The organism is Halorubrum sp. ARQ200, assembly GCF_005435115.1.
Taxonomy (GTDB): domain Archaea; phylum Halobacteriota; class Halobacteria; order Halobacteriales; family Haloferacaceae; genus Halorubrum; species Halorubrum tropicale.
The window spans coordinates 1-13293 of sequence record NZ_SGTZ01000002.1 but is presented as its reverse complement, the minus strand read 5'-3'; the positions used below and the strand labels follow the sequence as shown (position 1 = coordinate 13293).

13 protein-coding genes are annotated in these 13293 nt (G+C 68.6%); 11 read left to right on the top strand and 2 right to left on the bottom strand.

Annotated elements, in window-relative coordinates:
* Positions 1-29: 29 nt before the first annotated feature.
* From EXE50_RS03275 to EXE50_RS03240, 8 genes are all read left to right on the top strand, one after another.
* Complete coding sequence (locus EXE50_RS03275) at positions 30-977, top strand: D-2-hydroxyacid dehydrogenase (protein ID WP_053772580.1); 948 nt, start codon at positions 30-32, stop codon at positions 975-977.
* Between the two features lie 184 nt (positions 978-1161).
* Positions 1162-2160, top strand: a complete 999-nt coding sequence (locus tag EXE50_RS03270; RefSeq protein WP_137704362.1) for a phosphate uptake regulator PhoU — start codon at positions 1162-1164, stop codon at positions 2158-2160.
* Positions 2157-3026, top strand: a complete 870-nt coding sequence (locus EXE50_RS03265) for an alpha/beta hydrolase (RefSeq protein ID WP_137704361.1) — start codon at positions 2157-2159, stop codon at positions 3024-3026. Before EXE50_RS03270 ends, EXE50_RS03265 begins: the two co-directional genes overlap by 4 nt.
* 36 nt (positions 3027-3062) lie before the next feature.
* Complete coding sequence (locus tag EXE50_RS03260) at positions 3063-3446, top strand: hypothetical protein (RefSeq protein WP_053772577.1); 384 nt, start codon at positions 3063-3065, stop codon at positions 3444-3446.
* Between the two features lie 122 nt (positions 3447-3568).
* Positions 3569-3850: a ubiquitin-like small modifier protein 1 gene (locus EXE50_RS03255; protein ID WP_053772576.1), complete on the top strand. Its 282-nt coding sequence runs from the start codon at positions 3569-3571 to the stop codon at positions 3848-3850.
* Complete coding sequence (locus EXE50_RS03250; protein ID WP_053772575.1) at positions 3847-4206, top strand: hypothetical protein; 360 nt, start codon at positions 3847-3849, stop codon at positions 4204-4206. Before EXE50_RS03255 ends, EXE50_RS03250 begins: the two co-directional genes overlap by 4 nt.
* A complete protein-coding gene (locus EXE50_RS03245) occupies positions 4206-4733 on the top strand; it encodes a hypothetical protein (protein ID WP_241982619.1) in 528 nt (175 codons plus the stop codon). The genes EXE50_RS03250 and EXE50_RS03245 overlap by 1 nt, the downstream gene beginning before the upstream one ends.
* A gap of 54 nt (positions 4734-4787) precedes the next feature.
* A complete protein-coding gene (locus EXE50_RS03240; RefSeq protein WP_053772574.1) occupies positions 4788-5513 on the top strand; it encodes a fumarylacetoacetate hydrolase family protein in 726 nt (241 codons plus the stop codon).
* A gap of 37 nt (positions 5514-5550) precedes the next feature.
* Here the strand turns inward: EXE50_RS03240 and EXE50_RS03235 are convergent, their stop codons facing one another.
* Positions 5551-6399, bottom strand: a complete 849-nt coding sequence (locus EXE50_RS03235) for a hypothetical protein (protein ID WP_137704360.1) — start codon at positions 6397-6399, stop codon at positions 5551-5553.
* Between the two features lie 143 nt (positions 6400-6542).
* Between EXE50_RS03235 and EXE50_RS03230 the strand changes: the two genes are divergently transcribed.
* From EXE50_RS03230 to EXE50_RS03220, 3 genes are all read left to right on the top strand, one after another.
* Entirely contained in the window at positions 6543-7676 is a 1134-nt protein-coding gene (locus EXE50_RS03230) for a hypothetical protein (protein WP_137704359.1), read from the top strand.
* A gap of 170 nt (positions 7677-7846) precedes the next feature.
* Positions 7847-10099, top strand: a complete 2253-nt coding sequence (locus tag EXE50_RS03225; protein ID WP_053772571.1) for an NADP-dependent malic enzyme — start codon at positions 7847-7849, stop codon at positions 10097-10099.
* 721 nt (positions 10100-10820) lie between these two features.
* Complete coding sequence (locus tag EXE50_RS03220; RefSeq protein WP_053772570.1) at positions 10821-12026, top strand: Cdc6/Cdc18 family protein; 1206 nt, start codon at positions 10821-10823, stop codon at positions 12024-12026.
* Positions 12027-12129: 103 nt separating this feature from the next.
* Here the strand turns inward: EXE50_RS03220 and EXE50_RS03215 are convergent, their stop codons facing one another.
* Complete coding sequence (locus tag EXE50_RS03215) at positions 12130-12690, bottom strand: TATA-box-binding protein (protein WP_049932645.1); 561 nt, start codon at positions 12688-12690, stop codon at positions 12130-12132.
* Positions 12691-13293: the final 603 nt, after the last annotated feature.

Here is a 13293-nt window from a genome sequence, read left to right as displayed (position 1 = left end):
TTTTTGTCGCCGCCGCCGAGACTGCCTCCATGAGCGATCCAGACGTCTTGGTGCTTCGACAGACGATCCACGGGCTCGGCCCCGACGAACTGGCGGCGGCGATCCGCGAGCGGCTCCCCGACGCCGAGGTGGCGCGGGCGCGGACGCCGGCGGAGGAGCGGGAGCTGATCCGGACCGCCAGGGTCGCCGTCGGACTCAGCATCGACGAACACCTGCTCTCGGTCGCCGACGACCTGGAGCTGTTCGCCTGCGTGTTCGCGGGGACGGGCCACCTGCCGCGGGACCTGCTCGCGGACCACGGCGTCGCCGTGACGAACGCCTCGGGCGTCCACGGACCGAACATCGCCGAACACGTCGTGGGGTCGATCATCGCGCACGCGCGACAGTTCCACCGCGCGTACCGCCAGCAGTCCCGCCGCGAGTGGCGCACCTACGAGACGACGGAGGTGTACGGCTCGACGGTCGCCGTCGTCGGACTCGGCGCCATCGGCCGGTCCGTCGTCGACCGCCTGGAGTCGTTCGACGTCGACACGGTCGGGGTGCGCTACACCCCGGAGAAGGGGGGCCCGACCGACGAGGTGTACGGCTTCGACGAGTTCCACGACGCCGTCACCGACGCCGAGTACGTCGTGTTGGCGTGTCCGCTCACGGAGACGACGCGGGGGCTGGTCGACGCGGACGCGCTCCGGACGATGCGGTCCGACGCCGTCCTCGTCAACATCGCGCGGGGGCCGATCGTCGACACCGACGCGCTGGTGACGGAGCTTCGGAACAACCGGATCCGCGGCGCGGCGCTGGACGTCACGGACCCGGAACCGCTCCCGGAGGACCACCCGCTGTGGGGGCTGTCGAACGCGACGATCACGCCGCACAACGCCGGCCACACGCCCGAGTACTACGAGCGCGTCGCCGACATCCTCGCGGACAACGTCGCGCGGCTGGACGCCGGCGACGACCCGCGCAACCGCGTGGTTTGAAGCGGCACCGAGGATGGACTGTCTGAAAATATACAATACTATATATTCCTAATTGTTTCTTAATACCGATTTAGAAAACGCTGAACGGGACAGAGCGAGCTGAGTCGGCGGGGTTGTCCCGTACTCTCTGACGGAGGTATATATTTTGATCAAAATTAAGGCGGTCCGCTCCCGAGGGCCTGATATGGAAACGCGGAAGGTCCAGGTCACCGGCGGCTCGACGTACACCGTTTCGATTCCGAAGACGTGGGCGACCGACAACGACGTCGAGGCCGGGACGGAGATCGAGTTCCACCCCGACGGCGACTCGCTGTTCCTCACCCCGCGGTCCGAGTCCGAACGGACGCGGGGGTCGCTGGACATATCCGGTCTGAGCGGTCAGGCGCTCCGCCGAGCGGTCACGACGATGTACGTCAGCGGATTCGACGTCATCGAACTGGAGGCCGCGGAGATCACCACCGAGCAGCGCTCGACGATCCGCGACGGAGTCCAGAGCCTCGTCGGGCTGGAGGTGTTAGAGGAGACGCGCGACCGCGTCGTCGTCCATGACCTGCTCGACTCCTCGGAGCTTTCGATCCACAACGCGGTCACGCGGATGCGACTGATCTCGCTGTCGATGCTCGAAGACGCGATCACCGCGCTCTCGGAGCGCGACCACGACCTCGCGCGCGACGTGATCGGCCGCGACGACGACCTCGACCGCCTGTGGCTCGTCGTCTCGCGGATCTTCCGCGCCACCCTGCGGACGCCGAAGGCCGCCGAGGAGCTGGGCCTCCCCCGCGAGGAGTGTTTCGATTATCACTCCAGCGCCCGGCAGCTGGAGCGGATCGGCGACCACGCGACGAAGATCGCGCACCTCACGCTGAAGATCGACGAGGCCCTCCCCGCGGACGTGGTCGAGGCGGTGAGCGACCTCCACGGCGACGCCGTCGACGTGATCGACGCGGCGATGGACGCGCTGTTCGACGACGACACCGAGGCCGCGACCCGCCGGGCCAACGAGGCGCGGACCGGCGTTCGAGCCATCGACGAGCGCGTGCGCTCCATCGACGAACTGCTCCGCGACCTCGACCCGACGCGGGCCCAGCTGCTCGGGCTCGTCGTCGACTCCGTGCTTCGGTCCGCCGACTACGGCGGGAACATCGCCGAGACCGCGCTCCAGAAGGCGGCGCCGACGCCGTGAGGAATTCCCTCGACTCGATCGCGCGCCGACTGCCCACGCGCCGGACGCTCGCGCTCGCCGCGGGCGCGGTAGTCCTCCTTTCTGCCATCGTCGTCGCCGCCGGTGCCGCGTACTTCGCCGCCGGACTCGGGCCGAACGCCGACGCGGTCGCGGCCGCCGAGGCCGACCCGGACGTCGCCGTCGATCGGACGCCGGTCGGGACCGCGGTCCGCGACGGGCCGGTGACCGCGTCGACCGTCGGGTTCGTCTACTACCCCGGCGGGCGAGTGTCACACGAGAGCTACGTTCCCACCGCCGCCGAGATCGTTGCCGGTTCCGACCGCGCGGCGCTCGTCGTCGTGGTGGACGCTCCGCTCAACCTTGCCGTTCTCGCGCCGGACCGCGCCGACCGCGTCCGGGAACGCTACCCCGATGTGGACGCGTGGGCGGTCGGCGGCCACTCGCTCGGCGGCGCTATGGCCTGCCGACACGCCGCCGGTAATGCCGGGGCGTACGACGCGCTCGTCCTCCACGCCGCGTACTGCGACCGGGACCTCTCACAGAGCGGCCTCGACGCGCTCGTGGTCCTCGGCGGCGCCGACGGAGTGATCGACGCCGAGCGCGAGCGCGCCTCTCGGGAGAACCTCCCGGCGGACGCTCGGGTCGTCGAACTCGACGGCGTCAACCACGCCGGCTTCGGAGCTTACGGCCCGCAGCCCGGCGACGGTCCCGCATCGCTGTCGCCGGCGGCCAGCCGGCGAGCGGTCGGGAACGTGACGGGAACGTGGCTCTCCGAACGGGGAGCGGTGACCCGTGAGCGCCGGTCGCGATCGGTTTCGCACCGTGGCTCCGCGGGCGTCCTTACCGCCGCTCCCGTCGCCGGGTGAACGGGTTTTTTCAGCGCGCTCCCCCGAGGTGTTCCCATGCCAGAGATCGAACTCGGCGTGCCGAAGGGCGTCGTCGAGTCGCTTCCGGAGGACGAGGGGACCGCCGAACGCGACATGCGACGCGCCATCGCGGGGATCCAGTCGCGGCTGAACGAGGCGCTCGACGAGGCGGACCCGGACGAGGCGGCCGAGGTCGTCGCCGACGCGGTCGAGCGCATGGAGTCGCAGGCGAGCACGTACCACGAGTTCGTCCCCGAACTCCGCGCGTGGGGGCAGTCGCCGATATACGCCATCGCGTGGCGGAACCTCTACCTCGAACTGATCGGCCAGCTGTACGACCACGAGTGGCTCGCCGACGACCTTGACCGCGAGCGGAACTTCCGGCTGGTCGAAGACGGGATCCGGCTGTCGGACCTGTAGCGGGTGCGACCTCGCGCGGGCCGCGAACTGTGGGCCACGGATCGCCGTCGTCGCCGCGCGTCCGCCGTCGGTTCGGTTCCGCGGCCGACCGCTTTTAAGCCGCCGCGACACGACGTACGGGTATGGAATTGGAACTGCGGTTCTTCGCGACGTTTCGCGAGGCCGCCGGCGGGAAGACGGTGAACGCGGAGTTCGCCGACGGCTCCTCCGTCGGCGACGTGTTGCGCGAACTGGAGGCCGAGTACGAGGGGATGGAGGGCCGGCTGATCGTCGACGGCGACCTCGCTCCCCAGATCAACGTCCTGAAGAACGGCCGCGAGGTGCTCCACCTCGACGGGCTCGACACGCCGATGGCGGACGGCGACCGGCTCTCCGTCTTCCCGCCGGTCGCGGGGGGCGCATGACCGACGACGCGTCGGCGGCGACCGAGGGGGGCGTCGACGACGAGGCGGCGGGGGCCGACCTCCCGCCCGCCGAGGAGGGGTGGGAGCGAAAGACGGTGGCGTACCGCGGTATCTCTCGACGGCTCGCGGCTCACTACCTCCGCAACCTCGGCGGGGAGCTAGTGGGGACGGACGACCCCGCGGCCGCGACCCGGGTGGACGGCGACGGCTGGCGAGTGACCCTCAGCGCCGAGACGGTGACCGCCGCGGCCGCCATCAAGCTCACCGAGGTGACCGCCGAGTTCGCGGGCGACCCCGAGGTCCTCGCCGAGCTCCTGCCGAGGTACCGGCAGAAGGCGATGCGCGCCGGCGGGTGATGTCCGACGACGCCGACGGCGGGGAATCGGGGGGGCGGGACGGCGCCGAGGAGGACCCGGGTCCGTACCCGATCGAGGGGACCGCGCTGGTGAAGACGGCGGCGCTCGCGAGCGTGCCGGCCGCCCGCGTCCCGGCGCTGCTCACGCGCGTCCAGGCCGATTTGGGGACAAGGATCGACGAGTACCGCCGGCGCTACGAGCGGGTCGCGACCGAGCCGGACCGCGAGACGTTCCTCGTCGAACCGGACCACTGGGAGGCGGTGGCCGACCGCGTCGGGCTCTCCGAGCGCGAGCGCGACGCGGTCGTGCGAGCCCACGAGGCAGCGGTCGAGCGGATCGGGTCCGGGAGCGGTCGCCGGGAAGAGTTCGACACCGCGCTTGAGATCCGGTCGGGCGTCGTCATCGGCGTCGAGGTAGAAAGTGAAGAAACCGACGACGCAGCGGCGAGAACGAACGGCGGCGAGTCGGGGTCGGACGGCGGCGAGTCGAGGTCGGACGGCGGCGAGTCGAGGTCGGACCGAGACTGACCCGGGCGCTGCCGTCACCGACGCCTTTTCGAAGGCCAGCGCAGACGTTCTGGCATGCGACTCGCTCGACTGCTCACGCCGGACGGCCCCGTGGCCGGCCGCTACGACGACGGCGCGGTCGTCGCGGACGACGGCCGCTACGAGGTCGGCCGCGACGGTCGGTTGCTCCCGCCCTGTGACCCCAGTGCGCTGTACTGCGTCGGCCGGAACTACGCCGAAACGCTCGACCAGATGGACTACGAGCGGCCTGCCGAGCCGGACTTCTTCGTCAAACCGCCGGCCAGCCTGCTGGCGCACGGCGAGCCGGTCCGGTACCCGGAGTGGACCGATGAGCTGACTTACGCCGGCGAACTGGTCGCGGTGATCGACGAGCGGTGCCGCGACCTCGCGCCCGATGAGGTGCCGGACGTCGTGCGCGGCTACACGGTCATGAACGACGTCGACGCGCTCGACCAGCAGGGGCGGACCGCCCGCAAGGCGTTCGACGGCTCCGCGCCGCTGGGGCCGTGGATCGAGACCGACGTCGACCCGACGGCCCTCGATATCGAGACGACCGTGGGCGGCGAGACGCGCCAGGACGCCAACACGGAGCTGATGCTGTTCGGTCCCCGCGAGATCGTCTCGTACCTCTCGAAGCGATTCACCTTCGAGCCCGGCGACTGTATCGCGTTCGGCAGCCCCGCGAACCCCGGCCTCGTCGAGCCGGGCGAGCGCGTCGAGATCACGTACGAAGGGGTCGGGACGCTCTCGAACGCGGTGGTCGCGCCCGGCGAAGACTGACGCGCCGCGTGCGGCGGGCGGGCGAGCGGCGGGCGGCTCAGCGATCTGTCGGGTCGACGCCGTCGACGCTCGCGTCGTCGATCAGGTCGGTTGCGGTCCGCAGGCTCCCCTCGTCGCCGGTTCGGACGTAGGCCCCGAGCGCGGCGGCGGCGTCGACGAGGGCGTCCGCGGTCGCGGGCGACACGTCACCGCCGAGGGCGTCGACACGCGTGACGCGGTCGCGGAGGCGCTCGAAGGCGTCGCGGGCGGGGGCGATCCTGTCTTCTGGGTCGGGGCCGTCGACGGTGACAGTCGGCGCGTCGTCAGCGTCGGTCCCGTCGTCGCCGTTCGTTTCGGCCCGGTTCCCCCCAGCGCCTGATCCGAGTTCGTCGAGGAAGTCGAGCACGTCGCTCCGGTAAGCCTCGACGGCGCGCACGGCGGCCATTCCCCGCGCCTCCCGGAGCGCTGTCGGGACCTCCTCGGCCGCGGGTCGGGCGCCGTCGTCCGCGCCGGCGAGCAGCGCGAGGAGGTACTCGCCGTCGGCGTCGGTCGGGTCGCGCAGCCGCTCGTAGCAGTCGACGGCCTCAAGCAGCTCGCGGGCAGCGAGGTACGTCCCGTCGAGCGGGGCGAGCTTCCCCCCGTCGATGAACCCGCGCTTCCGGCAGTACTCCCGGAGGTCGGACTGGAGCTCGTCGACGCCGGATCGGGGGAGGGTCTCCTGTGCCTCTCCGAACCGCTCGCGGTGAGGGGCGAGGTCGAGCGAAACGGGGGCGTCCGTGTGGGCCGTGCGGTCGTCGACGCCGACGCTGCGCAGGTCCCCGCAGCTCGGACACGCGACGGAGCCCGTGTCGTAGTACGACCACCGCGCGCCGCAGGACTGGCACTCGCGTTCGCCGCGGACCTTCATGGCGACCGGTTCGTCGCGTCCGCCCTAAACGGCTGCGGGTCGCCTGGTGGCCCGTGACACGGTGCCCGGGGTCAGCCGCTCTCCCCCTGAACCGTCCGGGACCAGTGGCCAGCCTATTTCACGCCCTCGGGCGAACGGTCAGTATGAGCCGGCACGCCGTTGAGGCCGTCGACCGCGCCGTCCGGGTCACGCGCCGGTTCCTCTTTCCCTTCGAAGCGGTTCGGTGGGCGAAGCTCGGGTTCCTGGCGCTCGTGATGGTGAGCGGCGGCGCCGGGGCGTCGGGCGCGACGACGTCGTCTCTCGGCGGTCCCGCCGGCGGCGGTGCCGGCGATTGGAGCGACGCCGGGGTCACAGAGCCCGTGTCGGTGCCCGCGGGCGTCGAACGCGCCGCGAACGCGGGGGTCGAGCGTCTCGCCGGGTTCGACACCGCGCTACTGGCCGGGCTCGACACCGCGCTGCTGACCGGACTCGCTCTCGGGGTCCTCCTCGCGGGGATGGCTCTGTTCGCGTGTTCGATCGCGTTTCGGCTCGTCTTCTACGAGGCGCTCTCGACGACGGAGGTCGCGCTCTGGCGGCCGTTCCGCGACCGCTTCCGACAGGCGCTCGGTCTCCTCGGCGTCGCGGTGCTGAGTGCTGTCGCCGTCGGGCTTCCCGCGGTCGCGGTCGCGATTGCGATCGATCCCGACCTGTTGCGGTTCCTCGGCGTTTCGGCTGGGGGATTAGCTGCGCGGTCGTCGGTGATCGGTCCGGCGTTCGGCGTGCTGGCCGTGATCGGGGCCACGGTCGCGGTCGTCGGGACCGTCGTCTCCAGGATCACGTTCGAGTTCGTCGCTCCGGCGATGGTCGCCAGAGACGTTGGCGTGATCGACGGGTGGCGAGCGGTCTGGGCGTCGTTCCGCGGGTCGTGGGCCGACGTCGTCTTCTACTTTGCGGTTCACCTCGTCCTCGCGGCCGGCGTCGGGATCGTTCAGGCCGTCGCCGCCGCGTTCGTCGCCGGCGTCGTCGGGGTTTCGGCGCTCGTCGCGCTCCTCCTCGCGGCGGTGGCGCTCGGCGGCGTCGGGGCGTTGATCGGGACGACCGCTGGGGCGATCGCCCTCGCGGCGGTGCTCGTCTGCGCGGTCGTCGCCGTCGTGGTCCTGACGCTCCCGGCCACGCTGGTCGTGCGGACGTACCTGACCGCGTTCGAAGTCTCGACGCTGGCCGGCATCGATCCGACCCTCGCGCCGCTGGCACCGACGCTCGCCGCGAGCGACGACCGGGAACCGACCGGCGAGTGAGTCGGCGGCGGTCGATAGCGATCGCGTGTCGTTGGCGGGCTCGGTCGTGATGATCGCGGTGGCCGAGGTTCTCGGCACCGCGTACGAGTCGCCGAGTGATCGTCGAACGTCGAATTGCGTACTCGACACCATCGGATAGCTTTTTACTCCGTTCACGAATGGAGAGAGACATGGGACTAGACGACGACGCGCGGGAGTACCACCGACAGGAGCCGCCCGGGAAGATCGAGATAGAGACGACGAAGCCCACGAACACGCAGCGGGACCTCTCGCTGGCGTACTCGCCGGGAGTCGCGGCGCCGTGTCGCGACATCGCGGCCGACCCCGAGTCCGTCTTCGAGTACACGGCGAAGGGGAACCTCGTCGCCGTCGTCTCGAACGGCTCGGCCGTCCTCGGGCTCGGCGACATCGGCGCCGCCGCCTCCAAGCCCGTCATGGAGGGGAAGGGAGTGCTGTTCAAGCGGTTCGCCGACATCGACGTGTTCGACATCGAGCTCGACATCGACGCCGTCGACCCGTTCTGCGAGGCGGTGAAGGCGATGGGACCGACGTTCGGCGGGGTCAACCTCGAGGACATCAAGGCGCCCGAGTGCTTCAAAATCGAGGAGCGGCTCCGCGAGGAGATGGACGTCCCGGTGTTCCACGACGACCAGCACGGCACCGCGATCATCTCGGGCGCGGCGCTGATGAACGCGGTCGACATCTCGGATAAGGACCTCTCGGAGCTCGACATCGTCTTCTCTGGCGCGGGCGCGTCCGCCATCGCGACGGCCCGGTTCTACGTATCGCTGGGCGCGCGCAAAGAGAACATCACGATGTGCGACTCCTCGGGGATCATCACCGAGTCGCGCGTCGAGGACGGCGAGGTCAACGAGTACAAGAGCCAGTTCGCCAGCCCGGTCGAGGGCGGTGACCTCGCGGACGCGATGGAGGGCGCCGACGTGTTCGTCGGACTCTCCGTCGGCGGGATCGTTTCACAGGAGATGGTCCGCTCGATGGCCGCCGATCCGATCATCTTCGCGATGGCGAACCCCGACCCGGAGATCACCTACGAGGACGCGAAGGGCGCGCGCGACGACACGGTGATCATGGCGACCGGCCGATCGGACTACCCGAACATGGTGAACAACGTGCTCGGGTTCCCGTTCCTCTTCCGTGGGGCGCTCGACGTGCGCGCGACCGAGATCAACGAGGAGATGAAGGCGGCCGCCGCGGAGGCGCTGGCCGACCTCGCCCGCAAGGACGTTCCGGACGCGGTCGTAAAGGCGTACGGCGACGACCCGCTCCAGTTCGGCCCCGAGTACGTGATCCCGAAGCCGCTCGACCCCCGCGTGCTGTTCGAGGTGGCCCCGCGCGTCGCGGAGGCGGCGATGGAGTCCGGGTCGGCCCGAACCGAGATCGACCTAGCGAAGTATCGTGAGCGGCTCGAAGCACGTCTCGGGAAGTCCCGCGAGATGATGCGCGTCGTCTTGAACAAAGCGAAGAGCGACCCGAAGCGGATCGCGCTCGCCGAGGGGACCGACGAGAAGATGATCCGGGCGGCGTACCAGCTCTCGGAGCAGGGGATCGCCGACCCGGTGCTGCTCGGCGACGCGGACACCATCTCGCAGACCGCGGCCGAGCTCGGGCTCTCGTTCCGACCCGAGGTCGTCGACCCCGACAACCGCGACGTCTCGAGCTACGGCGACCGGTTGTACGAACTCCGGAAGCGGAAGGGGATCACGAAGCGCGAGGCGGCCGACCTCGTCCGGCGCGACACGAACTACCTCGCGAGCGTGATGGTGGAGACGGGCGACGTCGACGCGATGCTCACCGGGCTCACCCACCACTACCCGTCCGCGCTCCGGCCGCCGCTCCAGGTCGTCGGGTCCGCGGTCGACACCGACACCGTCGCCGGCGTGTACATGCTCACGTTCAAGAACCGCGTCATCTTCTGTGCGGACACGACGGTCAATCAGGACCCCGACGCGGAGACGCTCGCGGAGGTCACGCGACACACGGCGGACCTCGCGCGCCGGTTCAACGTCGAGCCGCGCGCGGCGATGCTGTCGTACTCCAACTTCGGGAGCGTCGACAACGAGGGGACCCGGAAGCCGCGCGAGGCGGTCGACATCCTCCAGTCCGACGAAACGGTCGACTTCCCCGTCGACGGGGAGATGCAGGCCGACACCGCCGTCGTCGACGACATCCTCAACGGGACCTACGAGTTCTCTCAGCTCGACGAGGCGGCTAACGTCCTCGTGTTCCCCAACCTGGAAGCCGGGAACATCGGGTACAAGCTGCTCCAGCGCCTCGGCGGCGCCGAGGCCATCGGGCCGATGCTCGTCGGAATGGACGAACCGGTCCACGTGCTCCAGCGAGGCGACGAGGTGAAAGACATCGTCAACCTCGCCAGCGTCGCCGTCGTCGACGCCCAGGAGTAACTCGTCCAGCGGAGTGCGGCGAAGGCCCTCGTCGACTGCCTTCCGCCACTCTTCGCCGTTTTCTAGCAGCACTCGGGGCCGACGTGGCGTACTTCTTTCGCGGGGCCTCCGTTTCCCGCGACCGACTCCCCGTAATTTCTCGTAATTTCTTCGCGGCTGGCACCGCGTCGTTCTCCCCGACCAACGTGAGTCGCGGTGTGAGTGACACACCGTGTTTCCGGTGAAATCGGGTGTCGTCGCGTGGGGGTGTACTGCCGGCTGGGGGAGGCGTGCGAGACCCGCCGAAGTAGAATCGCGGACCCTCCACTATTCTGTCTGTTTTGAAACAACGGGTTTATTAGTTAAATGTGAGTATAGCTCGCCAAGCGATAGAAGCGAAGGCTCGCCGAGCGAACTATGTCGTTCACCGGAAACGCGGTCTCCGCCGTGAGGGGAGCTTCGACACGACACCGTACACCGTGTTTCCGGTGAAATGCTGAGACGTGTCACCGCCGTGCCTCGCTCGGATTTTCCGAACTGACGGACGTTGTCGCCCGGTGTCGCTCTCCGATGTCCTGTTTCCCTCGGTCACAGGACTCACTCCAAGATCGCACCACCGACCGCTCACCCCGTTTCACCGGAAACGCGGTGTGTGTCTCGACCGGTCGAATTACGTGCGGACCTCGCCTCCCGCCCGGTCGCGAAACAGAACGCATTTCACCGGAAACCCGGTGTCTCTCTCATGGACGCAGCGGACGACCTCTTCACGAGAGAGGATCCTATCTTCGCGAACAAGGAGCTCCTCGAGATCAGTCATCTACCCGGCGAGGGACGGATCGTCGGCCGAGATGACGAGATATCCGACTTGGCGACGGCCGTCAACCCGGCTATCTTCGGACAGAGCCCGAGCAACGTCCTGATATACGGAAAGACGGGCACCGGGAAGTCGCTGTGCGCGAAGTACGTCTCCAAACGGCTCGTCTCGACCGCCAGCGAGGAGGGCGTCACCGCCACGTTCGCCTACGTCGACTGCGCGCAGGACACCACGGAGACCCAGGCGGTCCAGACCATCGCCGAGGGCGTGAACGACCCCGAGCAGACCGGAATCAACGTCCCTGACAAGGGACTCTCGACTTCCACCTACTACAAGCGGCTCTGGCGCATCCTCGACCAGCGGTACGACGTGGTGCTGATCCTGCTCGACGAGATCGACAAGCTCGACGACGACGCGATCCTGATGCAGCTGTCCCGCGCGGGAGAGGCGGGGAAGATCACCGACTGTAAGCTGGGTGTCGTCGGGATCAGCAACAAGATCCAGTACAAAGACCGGATGGACGAGCGCGTCAAGTCGAGCCTCTGTGAGCGCGAGTTCGTCTTCCCGCCGTACGACGCGAACCAGCTTCGGGAGATCATGCAGGCGCGCGCGGACGCCTTTCACGACGACGTGCTCGAACCCTCGACGATACCCCGGGCCGCGGCGCTCGCCGCGCGCGAGCACGGCGACGCCCGGAAGGCCATCGACATCCTCCGGTACGCGGGCGAGATCGCGCAGGCGAACGGCGAGCCTACGGTTCGCGAGGAGTTCGTCACGCAGGCGCGCGAGCGAGCCGAGACCGACCGCTTCCGCGAGCTCATTCGTGGCTCCACGCCGCACTCGCGGTACGTGCTCCAGGCGCTCGCGCTGCTGTCGCTGTCGAACGGTCGTCAGGACGGGTTCCGCACGAGCCGCGTGTACGAGATATACGAGAACATCTGCCGCCAGGAGGGATCCGACAGCCTCTCGCTGCGCCGCGTCCGCGACCTCCTGAAGGAACACGCGTTCCTCGACATCATCGAACAGTCGAAACACAGCGGCGGCAGCGCCGAGGGGAGTTACACGAAACACCAACTCCTCGAGGACCCGAGCGTCGTCAAGGAGGTGCTCACCGAAGACGACGCCGAAACGTAACCGGACCGCACTCAGCCGCTCGACAGCGACCCACGGCCGCTCGACACCGGTCGCCGCCCGTCTCCGAGACGGCGGGAACCGAACAGACCGATCGATTCGACCCTCAGCCGAGCAGGCCGAGCCCTTCGATGCGCTCGACGATCTCCTCGACCGCTTCCTCGGCGTCGTCGGTGCGCTTGCCGCCGGTGATGACGATCTTCCCGCTCCCGAACAGCAGGATGACGACCTCGGGTTCGTCCATCCGGTAGACGAGGCCGGGGAACTGCTCCGGCTCGTACTCCACGTCCTCGAGTCCGAGACCGATAGCCAGAGCGTTGAGGTTGAGGTTGTGTCCGAGGTCCGCGCTCGACACGATGTTCTGGACGGTGATCTCCGGGTCGTCCTCAACGGGGATCTGGAGTCCGCGGAGCTTCTCGAAGATGATCCCGAGCGCGTCGTGGACGTCGTCGATGCTCTTCGCGCCCGTACACACGATCTTCCCCGAGCGGAAGATGAGTGCGGCCGCCTTCGGCTCCTGGGTCCGGTACACGAGGCCGGGGAAGTTGTCCGGGTTGAAGTCCGCACCCGGGAGGTCCTCCGCCAGCGCCTCCAAATCGAGCTCCTGACCGATACCCGTCGATGCAACAACGTTCTGAATCTCGATCGAGTCTGCAGGGTTCGTCATCGTTCGCTTTTATATGTGTTCCCCTCCCTTATAAACGCCCGTGGTATAAATGACCGGCTGCCCCCGAGTTCTTCTTTTGTCGATGTTGCGCACGCGCGTGTGCCTCCGAGTCGTCGGCAGCACTATGATATAGTTCTGATATGTCTGCCGGTCACGCGCTCCTCTCCAGTCGCTCGCTCTCGTGGGCGAGCTCTACCCGTCGCGCCGCGTCGACGAGTCACTCGGTTGTGAGTTGCTCCATGAAACCGCATGACGTGGTGCCGATAGTTCGACGAGGTTAAGTACAACCCGGGCATTCGATGAGATGCGAGGCGCCCCCGCCGAGGGGGCACCGACCGGCCGTCGACGCGGCCGGTCGAAGCGTTCCGACGTGCTTAAGTGTATAAGCCCGTTCGGTCAAGACGCGAAGAACGCACCGCGGACTCGGGCCGTTCAACTCGGCCCGGTTTCGCAGAGTCGGTTCATCCGACTCATCCGATGAGGATCACGCCCCCTGCGCTCCGGCGTAAGCGGTGATCTGATGTGAGCCGTGGTCGTTCGGTGCCATCCAAGCCGTTGGCTGGCCCGGACACCACACAGACCAATGCAATGGTGTGTCAACAC

Coding starts and splice junctions, on each gene's coding strand:
- EXE50_RS03215 (WP_049932645.1), bottom strand. CDS start 12,690: ATGACGAACCCTGCAGACTCGATCGAGATTCAGAACGTTGTTGCATCG.
- EXE50_RS03275 (WP_053772580.1), top strand. CDS start 30: ATGAGCGATCCAGACGTCTTGGTGCTTCGACAGACGATCCACGGGCTC.
- EXE50_RS03255 (WP_053772576.1), top strand. CDS start 3,569: ATGGAATTGGAACTGCGGTTCTTCGCGACGTTTCGCGAGGCCGCCGGC.
- EXE50_RS03240 (WP_053772574.1), top strand. CDS start 4,788: ATGCGACTCGCTCGACTGCTCACGCCGGACGGCCCCGTGGCCGGCCGC.
- EXE50_RS03260 (WP_053772577.1), top strand. CDS start 3,063: ATGCCAGAGATCGAACTCGGCGTGCCGAAGGGCGTCGTCGAGTCGCTT.
- EXE50_RS03250 (WP_053772575.1), top strand. CDS start 3,847: ATGACCGACGACGCGTCGGCGGCGACCGAGGGGGGCGTCGACGACGAG.
- EXE50_RS03220 (WP_053772570.1), top strand. CDS start 10,821: ATGGACGCAGCGGACGACCTCTTCACGAGAGAGGATCCTATCTTCGCG.
- EXE50_RS03230 (WP_137704359.1), top strand. CDS start 6,543: ATGAGCCGGCACGCCGTTGAGGCCGTCGACCGCGCCGTCCGGGTCACG.
- EXE50_RS03245 (WP_241982619.1), top strand. CDS start 4,206: ATGTCCGACGACGCCGACGGCGGGGAATCGGGGGGGCGGGACGGCGCC.
- EXE50_RS03225 (WP_053772571.1), top strand. CDS start 7,847: ATGGGACTAGACGACGACGCGCGGGAGTACCACCGACAGGAGCCGCCC.
- EXE50_RS03270 (WP_137704362.1), top strand. CDS start 1,162: ATGGAAACGCGGAAGGTCCAGGTCACCGGCGGCTCGACGTACACCGTT.
- EXE50_RS03235 (WP_137704360.1), bottom strand. CDS start 6,399: ATGAAGGTCCGCGGCGAACGCGAGTGCCAGTCCTGCGGCGCGCGGTGG.